We start from the raw sequence: 7925 nt of genomic DNA, 5'->3' as shown, positions 1-7925 counted from the left end.
GATAAGAGAGTCTGTTCTTTCCGGTTCATGGTATCCTAATAACAAAGAGGAACTTCGACAAGATATCAATTCTTATCTTGATAAGGCAGAAATTCATAAAGAAAAAGAAGCCAATAAACCTCTTTGTCTCATTTCTCCTCATGCCGGATATATCTATTCAGGGCAGGTTGCGGCATATGCATATAAACAGATATTAGGAAAGGATTTTAAAAGAGTTATTATCATTGCGCCATCTCATCGCTATCCACTCAGAAGCTGTGCTCTTTTCGATACAGGCGCCTTTGAAACACCTTTGGGGCTTATTCCTGTCGATGAGGAATTTTGTTCTAAGTTGAAAGAAGGTGATACCATCTTTCAAAGTGAGCGTGCACCTCACATTGAAGAACATTCTCTTGAAATACAACTGCCTTTTCTTCAAGTTGTGTTGAGGGAATTTAAAATCGTTCCAATGCTTTTCAATGATTATGAGATAGATACTTGCACAAGAATTGCCGAATCTCTGCATAGGTTTTTAGATGCCGAAACTTTGGTTGTTTCAAGCAGTGACCTTTCTCATTTTTACCCGCAAAGAAAAGCAGAATTGCTCGACCATAGATTGATTGAACATATTCGTGATATAGATGCTGAGGGATTGGTCAATGACCTAAAAAATGGTAGATGTGAAGCTTGCGGGGCAAGCCCTATCGTTATTTCCCTCCTTTTGGCTAAGATGAGCAGTAGTCCGTCATCTGCAATTTACCGTTATGCTACCTCCGGGGATGTTACAGGAGACTATGATGAGGTTGTTGGGTATCTTGCCGCAGGGCTTTACAAAGATTGAATAAAGATGTAATGAAGTAATATAATGAATAAAGATGAAAAAATATTTCTTCTTCATTTGGCAAGAAAATCAATTGAAAATGCAGTGGCAAATTTATCACAGTCATTCCCTGAATCTCCATTCCAGATTTTGAATGAAAAGAGGGGTGCTTTTGTAACGCTGCACAAAGGTGGTTATCTTAGAGGGTGCATCGGTTTTGTAGAGGCATATAAACCCCTGATTGAAACTGTTTGGGAAATGGCAGAAGCTGCTGCATTGCAAGATCCTCGATTTCCACCTGTAAGCTCTGATGAGCTTGATGAGATTGAAATAGAGATTTCTGTATTGAGCCCTCTGAGAAAAATTTCAAACCCTGATGAAATAAAGGTAGGGGAAGATGGAATTCTTATCAAAAAAGGATTCTATTCAGGACTTCTTTTGCCGCAGGTTGCAGTGAGATATAATTGGGATAACATTACTTTTCTCGAGGAAACCTGTTTGAAAGCAGGACTTGAACGAGACGAGTGGAAAGAAGATGCGGAAATTCTTGCCTTTACGGCTGAAATCTTTTCAGAAAAGGATTTTGGGATTAGAGAATTTCGAAAATAATTGTAAAAGTAAGTGAAAGTCGTGAATTCAACAGAAGTTCTTTTGGTGGTTTGGGGAAGGGAGATGCCCTTTTAACGCATTCAATTGCTTCTTCATCAAGCATATCCCACCCCGATGATTTCAAAATATTCGCCCTAATTAATTTACCATTTTCATTCAAAACAATATTTACATCAACATCGCCTTCAATCTGGCGAATTATAGCTTTTTGAGGATATCGTTTATTCTTTTCAATTTGCTTTAAACAGATGTCATAATAAGTTGAGTAATATGGATTGGCGGAGTTGCCATTGGAGGAAATGCCTTTGCCATTGCCGTTTCCTGAGGAAGAACTTTTGCCGAAACCCGAACCTTCTCTCCCATCAGCAGCCGTTCCATAAAAACTATTGCCCTTTATCAAACTTCCTTTTGAAAAGGAAATGTTTTGAATACCTATCAATTCATCTTTGTTTTTACCATTCAATGTGAATTTTAAAGGCAAGTCCTCTCTTCTTTTATTTTTACCTTTTTCTTTTTCTGATATGGAAGAACTTGATTTGGATATTTTTTTCCCCTTTGAATTATTCAATGGAACTTTTTTTGTTGCAATCAATTTTTTGCTGAGTCCCTTTTGATTATTTCCGTAAGAGAGTGTTTTTAATGATGAAGGGGCAGGAATGTCAAAATCAATAATTATATGCCTGCTATAGTCTGTGTCATTCCGACTCTTTGTTTTTACAGGCATCGAGAAAAGAAGCACTGCAATCATAAGATGAATTAGGAGGGATATAAAAAGAAAGATGCCTCTTCTCTCTTTTTTCCTTTCAATTTCAAACATTCCACCCCTTCTTTCTTTCGATAACTATCTTACTATAAAATTAAATCTGCAGGCGCCAATTGCCCAGTGCTTTTTGGGCCTGACACCTTTTTATTATTTTTGACATTATATACAATTATACCCGGATTGTTGGAATCTCTATCAAGGACGTAGAGAAATTTACCGTCAATGAGAATTTTAGGGATATATGCTGTGCTTGTCCCTGAAAGCTGACTTCCGGCACTCCCTTTTTTGGCATTGAATGAAACTACATAATTATTCATGGAAGAATCGCTTATAACGATAAATCCCTTTGATAAAGAGTAAAGAGCTATACTTCCCGGTGTACCACCAAGTGAATCGTCAGTGATAATAATGCCTTCAGATTCAAGTGTTTTTGGATTTATCACCTCGATGCCGCCATAAGAATCACTTGTGTCATATGTGCCTGTATCAGATACATATATCTTTTTATTCTTTTTGCAATAAACCATGCTGCTTGGATTTCTTCCGGCAAGAGTGATTGTATCGACTAATTTGTTTGTCTTGATATTGATTACTGCAATCATACTATCATTCGATGCCGAAAAGTAGTTAAGGTTGTTAAGTCGCTGAAGGGAGACAAATAGAAGTTTTCCTATTTTTATCATGGATGCAGCTTCAACAAGGCCATCGGAATCAGCATAATCAGACAAATCAATTTTTTTCTTTACTTTGCCTGTCAATGGATTGATAACAAGAATATCATTTGAGCCAAGGCCGCTTACATAAGCAGTTTTTTTGTTTTTGAAAACCATATCCTGCGGATTTGTGCCGTCGGTGAATGAGTATTGTTTTAAAGGATTCGTTAAGTCATTCTTTTTGAGCACAATTACATTGTCGCCCTGATATCTTGCAATTACAAAGATATAGTTTTTAAATTTTCTTATTATTGAATCTGAATGAAGCTCGCTCAAGATGTCCTGATTTACTTGTGCCTTTGTCTTTTTCCCATTGTATTTGATTGTGCTTATAGTTGAACCGCTTGAATAATCGGAGTTAAGCACATATCCGACCCTCGATTTCGCATTTGCCAGTGTCATCAGAACAAAGAGGAAAAAAAACGGCATCACAACAAAGCTTAAGTTTTTGAGAGATAATTTTGACTTCATAGGATTCATTTAAAACCTCCTTCTCATTGGTTGAAATTGATTTCATTATTTTCTCAATTCAAAACTCTTATAGTTGAAAATCCTTCACATTACATCAAAGCTTCACCTCCCTTCAAAAAAAGTTGTAAAGGTTATGAAAAAAGATTGTCCCGGTATTGGATATCCATTTACATCTGAAACATTGCTGTCATTGAGGTTTTTTGCCTCGAAGTTGATTGTAAAAGTCTTGCCGAAAAAGATGCTTGCGCCAATATTGTGAATTTCTCTGTCTCTTGTTGGTTTTAGGTTTGCTCTGTCCAAGAAATTTTTTTCAATTTTTGTGAGGTTATAGTAAATTTCCCCGTATTCGTTGAAGATACGCACTCTATAGGTAAATTCTTTTTTTGGTCTTCCAGGAAGAAATTTTGATTTGTATGCAGGTATTCGGCTTTTGTCTCGTGCATCGAGTTTTGTGTAATTTGCAGACGCTTCAATATAGTCAGTAAGGTTCAATCCAAGGGAAAATTCAGCGCCTTTAATGCGTGCTTTTCCTATATTTTCGGGCTTCGATGTGCGCTGTGAATTTTGTATGAAAAGAATTAAATTTTTTACTTCATTGTCAAAATATACGGATTCAAGATAAAACTTTTTAAGAAATGGGTTGTCTGTGAAAATTTTCTCGATTCTTATCCCGATGTCGCGATTTTTCCCGGTTTCAGCAAGCAAATTCGGATTGCCTATTACTCCTCCTCTATCACCAAATAATTCAAAGAAGCTTGGAATACGATAATATTTACCAACATTTCCCCTGACTGTAATCCAAGAGATAGGTGAAAATTTGAATCCTGTCTGATATGTTGTATATTCAGAATATTCCCTTTTGAATCTGAGTTTATCAGCAAAGAAAAAAGGCGAGTTGTCCGAAGATTTATCATTTATCATATCTGACTTAACTGCTGCAGTCAGCATCAAGCGATTTGATAGAAGATTGAAATTTTCTTCCGTGCCCAATGTTAATGTGCGTCTGTAGCTGTTGCCTGATTTTGATGTTGCTAATTTGTCTTCCGGCTTGAATCTTTCATATCTTTCTTCAATTAAAAAATTAGTATCGAGATATTCAAAAAGAGTTCCTTCAAGGTTTAATCTTGCGCCAATACTGTTTGTTTCATTGCGGTTATCCTGAAAACCTATACCGATTTCACCAAGTTTATCTTTGAATTTGCTTACCTCATAGGTGTTATAAAGAGTCAATTTGAGAGTAAACATTTTGTGAGGAAAATGATTTGCTTTGAAAGTAATTCGGCTTATATTCATCAGGTTTCTAAGCGATGCCTTTTCAGATTGATATGCTGAAATGCCCGGTACTCCTTTGAATGTCCTTGTGAGGTTGTTGTAAAAAGAAATGCTGAAGTTAGAAGTTATTTCCTTTTCAATCCGAGAAAGAATATTGAGCGACCTGAATCTGTTATTCTTTCTATGTGTCCATCTGTCATCTTCAGAAGTAAAGATTGTGCCGTTGTCATCAAAAAAGTCGAAGTCATTATCACTTTTGGAATAATCGATGCCTATTAAAAGTTTGGTCTTCTTGAACGAATGCGTTACAAAGTATGAATAGCGATAAGTTTCAAACGAGCCATAACTGAATGAGCTTTTAAAAGTGTTTTCGTTTTCAGGTATTTGGGTTTTTATATTGACAATACCACCTATGCCTGATTGTCCAAATCTCAAAGGAGAATTTCCTCTATATATTTCGATTGAGTCGATATTGAAAAGAGGTATTTCTGATATATCAACTCCACCTCCGCGAGCTTCATTTATGGGAATGCCATCGAGAAGAACGACTACTTGGTCTGAGGAAGAGCCACGAATAGATATTGTACTGAAACTTCCAAGCCCGCCGAGTTTATTTACTCTAACCCCAACCTCATCAGATATGGCTTCAGGCACAGAGCGAAACTGTTTTTCTATTTTTTTACCATCGATTACAGTGACATATGATGTCGGATATTCTACAATGGCTTCCTGCTTGATTTCTCTCTTTGCAGTTACCTTGATAGTACCTATGTTGGTAGATTTTTCTCCTCCTTCTGCTTTTAATGCTGTTATCAGCAAACTGAAAAAGGCAAAAATTAGTAGTTTTTTTAGATAGCTTTTCATTTTCCAAAAAAAATCCCCGTCCTTCGAGAAATAAAGGACGGGGAAAATTTTTTTCTAATATATATCTTCCCTCTTACCCTCACGTTCTTTATCCTCGAAGAACCTTTGTGAGGTACAATCAGGCAGGTCTACTGGCTTGCGGTTTCAACTTCCTTGCCTTCCCATCTGCCTTAGATGACAGAAAGTGGCTTAATAGGAATTACAACACCGCTTACAGTGGCGGGACCGCGATGGCTTTTCACCATCTTCCCTCTTAGGCTGTTTCAACAGCAACCTGACTGTAACTAAATTCATACAATAATCTAAAAATAAAATTATTGTCAAGATGAAAATTTTAGGAGAGAAATATCTCAATTGCTTTTTGAACTGTTCATCTAACAAGAAATAATTAGTTTCTATCTGAAAATTCTTATTACTATCTATCTTGAAGAAGAATCCATTTATCAATAGATTTAAGAGTTGTTTTTTTCTTACGATTAAAGTTATTGATGAAAAGCAATGGAAAGTATAAACTTGACATCATAAGTATAAAAAATAAAAAAGTGAATAGACGAGGATTTTAACTATGGCAAGAAAGAAGGCAGGTTATTCAATTGGTGCTGTGGCGCAAATGCTCGATATACATCCGCAAACTTTAAGAATTTATGAGAGGGAAGGGCTTGTTAAACCTAAGCGGACTTCCGGCAATACTCGTGTTTATACTGAAGAAGATATCAAAAAGATAGAGCTTATCCAAAGATTGACGCATGAGCTTGGAGTAAATCTTGCAGGAGTTGAAATCATCCTTCGAATGAGCGAGAGAATAGAGGAGATGCAGAAGGAGATGGACAATATGTTAAAAACACTCCTTGAGCATTTTTCTGAAGAACTAAAAAAATGGCAGGAAACCCAATCATCCGCTCTTGTTAAAGTGCAGAGAAGAGATGTAGCCCCAATAAAAAAGAAAAGGAAATGAAATATGAGAAAAATTAATTTCACTGTGCTTTTTGTTCTTTTGGCTTTTATTTGTGTCATTACCTTTATTAATTCAAATAATTCATTTGCTGGAGAAAAATTAGACAATGAAATCATCGATAAATTGAATACTCTGATTGGAAAAAATAAAACATATGAAACTTCGCCCTTTACAGCTTTGAGAATACAAAGAAAGAGAGGCCCCAAAAAATGTGGCACTCCTATAATGACTGAAATAATGAAAGCTTTGCCTAAACTTAGTCCCTCTGCGCGCGCTATTGTTGATGGCTATATCTTCAAGGAATCACCGATTTCAGCAGATAGAAGCTGGAAGAAGGGATATAAACAAGTCAACAATGAATTTGGATTATCAAATACCTATGTTTCAGATAACTTTGTCATTATTTGGGGTGATGAAACTTATAGCCCTACTTTTGGCACTGGAATACCGCCTGATGATGACGATGGAAGCGGATATCCTGATTTTGTTGAAAAGCTGAGCAGTTATTTCGAGAATGCTTGGACTAAAGAGATTGATGAAATGGGGCTTAAAAAACCAAAGAAATCTTCAGATAAGCTCATCGATATCTATATTGCAAATACGGCAGGGGACATTAAGCCCGGCAAACTTACCCTTGACAGCAGCTTTTTTGCCTACACAAATACATATACTTCAAACAATATGCCCTATATCGTTGTAAACAATGTTATGCCAACTACTGAAAATGATGACCCTGCCGGGGCTGAGACAGGTTCGCAAAAGGTGACTGCTGCCCACGAATTTTCTCATGCCATTCAATTTGCCTATGATAGAAATGAAAGTGTTTGGTGGCAGGAGGCAAGTGCAGTTTGGATGGAGGACCAAGTTTACGATGAGGTGAATGATTATATTTATACATATATGATGACTGACACTTCCTCGATTGACCAATATTCTCCTTGGACTTCAGTGCCTGAAATACATCTCACAAAAGTAAACGGATTCCATGAGTATGGGACAGTTATTTTTGCGAAGTATCTTTCCCAAAACTATACGGGAAGTGATATGTTTAAGGATGTTTGGACTCTTTGCAAAAAAAAATCAGCAATAAAAGCAATCAATTCCTATCTTAAAAATAATGGAAGCAGTCTTAAGAACGGGTTCATAGATTTTGCAGTTAAAAACCTTGATTTAGGTAAAAATTATGAGGAAGGAAGCAGGTGGCAGAATGTATCGAAGATAAAAACCATTTCTTTTAGTGCACCCGGCACAATAAAGAAAAGCATAAAATCAACTTCTTCTTTCCCTCATCCTCCTGCATATCTTGGATCAAATTATATTGAAATAGATACTTCAGTAACTGGAACTTTAAAAATAACTTTTAATGGTGAGAAGAAATATAAAGGAAAAAAAGTTAAGTGGAAAGTGAAAGCAGTCAAGCAAAATATTGCAGATAATTTAGAGGTGAGTAATGTTTCACTAAACAAGTCAAATAAAGGT

General features: G+C 36.3%; 7 protein-coding genes and 1 riboswitch. Of the genes, 4 read left to right on the top strand and 3 right to left on the bottom strand.

All coding sequences use genetic code 11. The annotated features are described in order from the left end of the window. Nucleotide 1: 1 nt before the first annotated feature. Both amrB and amrA read left to right on the top strand, forming a co-directional pair. A complete protein-coding gene (gene amrB, locus D6734_13020) occupies nt 2-820 on the top strand; it encodes an AmmeMemoRadiSam system protein B (GenBank protein RMF92122.1) in 819 nt (272 codons plus the stop codon). 21 nt (nt 821-841) lie between these two features. Then, the gene (gene amrA, locus D6734_13015; GenBank protein ID RMF92121.1) at nt 842-1408 is read left to right on the top strand and encodes an AmmeMemoRadiSam system protein A; all 567 of its coding nucleotides are present in this window, start codon (nt 842-844) and stop codon (nt 1406-1408) included. Here the strand turns inward: amrA and D6734_13010 are convergent. The 3 genes from D6734_13010 to D6734_13000 all read right to left on the bottom strand — a co-directional run bounded on the left by D6734_13010 (nt 1389) and on the right by D6734_13000 (nt 5491). Beyond that, nucleotides 1389-2225: an energy transducer TonB gene (locus D6734_13010; GenBank protein ID RMF92120.1), complete on the bottom strand. Its 837-nt coding sequence runs from the start codon at nt 2223-2225 to the stop codon at nt 1389-1391. The two genes, amrA and D6734_13010, sit on opposite strands and share 20 nt — an antisense overlap. 32 nt (nt 2226-2257) lie before the next feature. Continuing rightward, nucleotides 2258-3364: a YncE family protein gene (locus D6734_13005; GenBank protein RMF92119.1), complete on the bottom strand. Its 1107-nt coding sequence runs from the start codon at nt 3362-3364 to the stop codon at nt 2258-2260. Between the two features lie 93 nt (nt 3365-3457). Next, nucleotides 3458-5491 carry a TonB-dependent receptor gene (locus tag D6734_13000; protein RMF92118.1) on the bottom strand — a complete coding sequence of 678 codons (2034 nt, stop codon included), beginning with the start codon at nt 5489-5491 and terminating at the stop codon, nt 3458-3460. Nucleotides 5492-5594: 103 nt separating this feature from the next. Beyond that, nucleotides 5595-5784: riboswitch (cobalamin riboswitch) on the bottom strand. A gap of 272 nt (nt 5785-6056) precedes the next feature. Here D6734_13000 and D6734_12995 point away from each other — a divergent pair. Continuing rightward, nucleotides 6057-6446, top strand: coding sequence for a MerR family transcriptional regulator (locus D6734_12995; GenBank protein ID RMF92117.1), 390 nt, complete (start codon nt 6057-6059; stop codon nt 6444-6446). Between the two features lie 3 nt (nt 6447-6449). Next, on the top strand, nt 6450-7925 hold a 1476-nt coding region (locus D6734_12990), incomplete at its 3' end, for a hypothetical protein (protein ID RMF92116.1).

Source organism: Candidatus Schekmanbacteria bacterium (assembly GCA_003695725.1).
Taxonomy (GTDB): Bacteria; Schekmanbacteria; GWA2-38-11; order GWA2-38-11; family J061; genus J061.
This window is presented reverse-complemented; position numbering and strand designations above follow the sequence as displayed.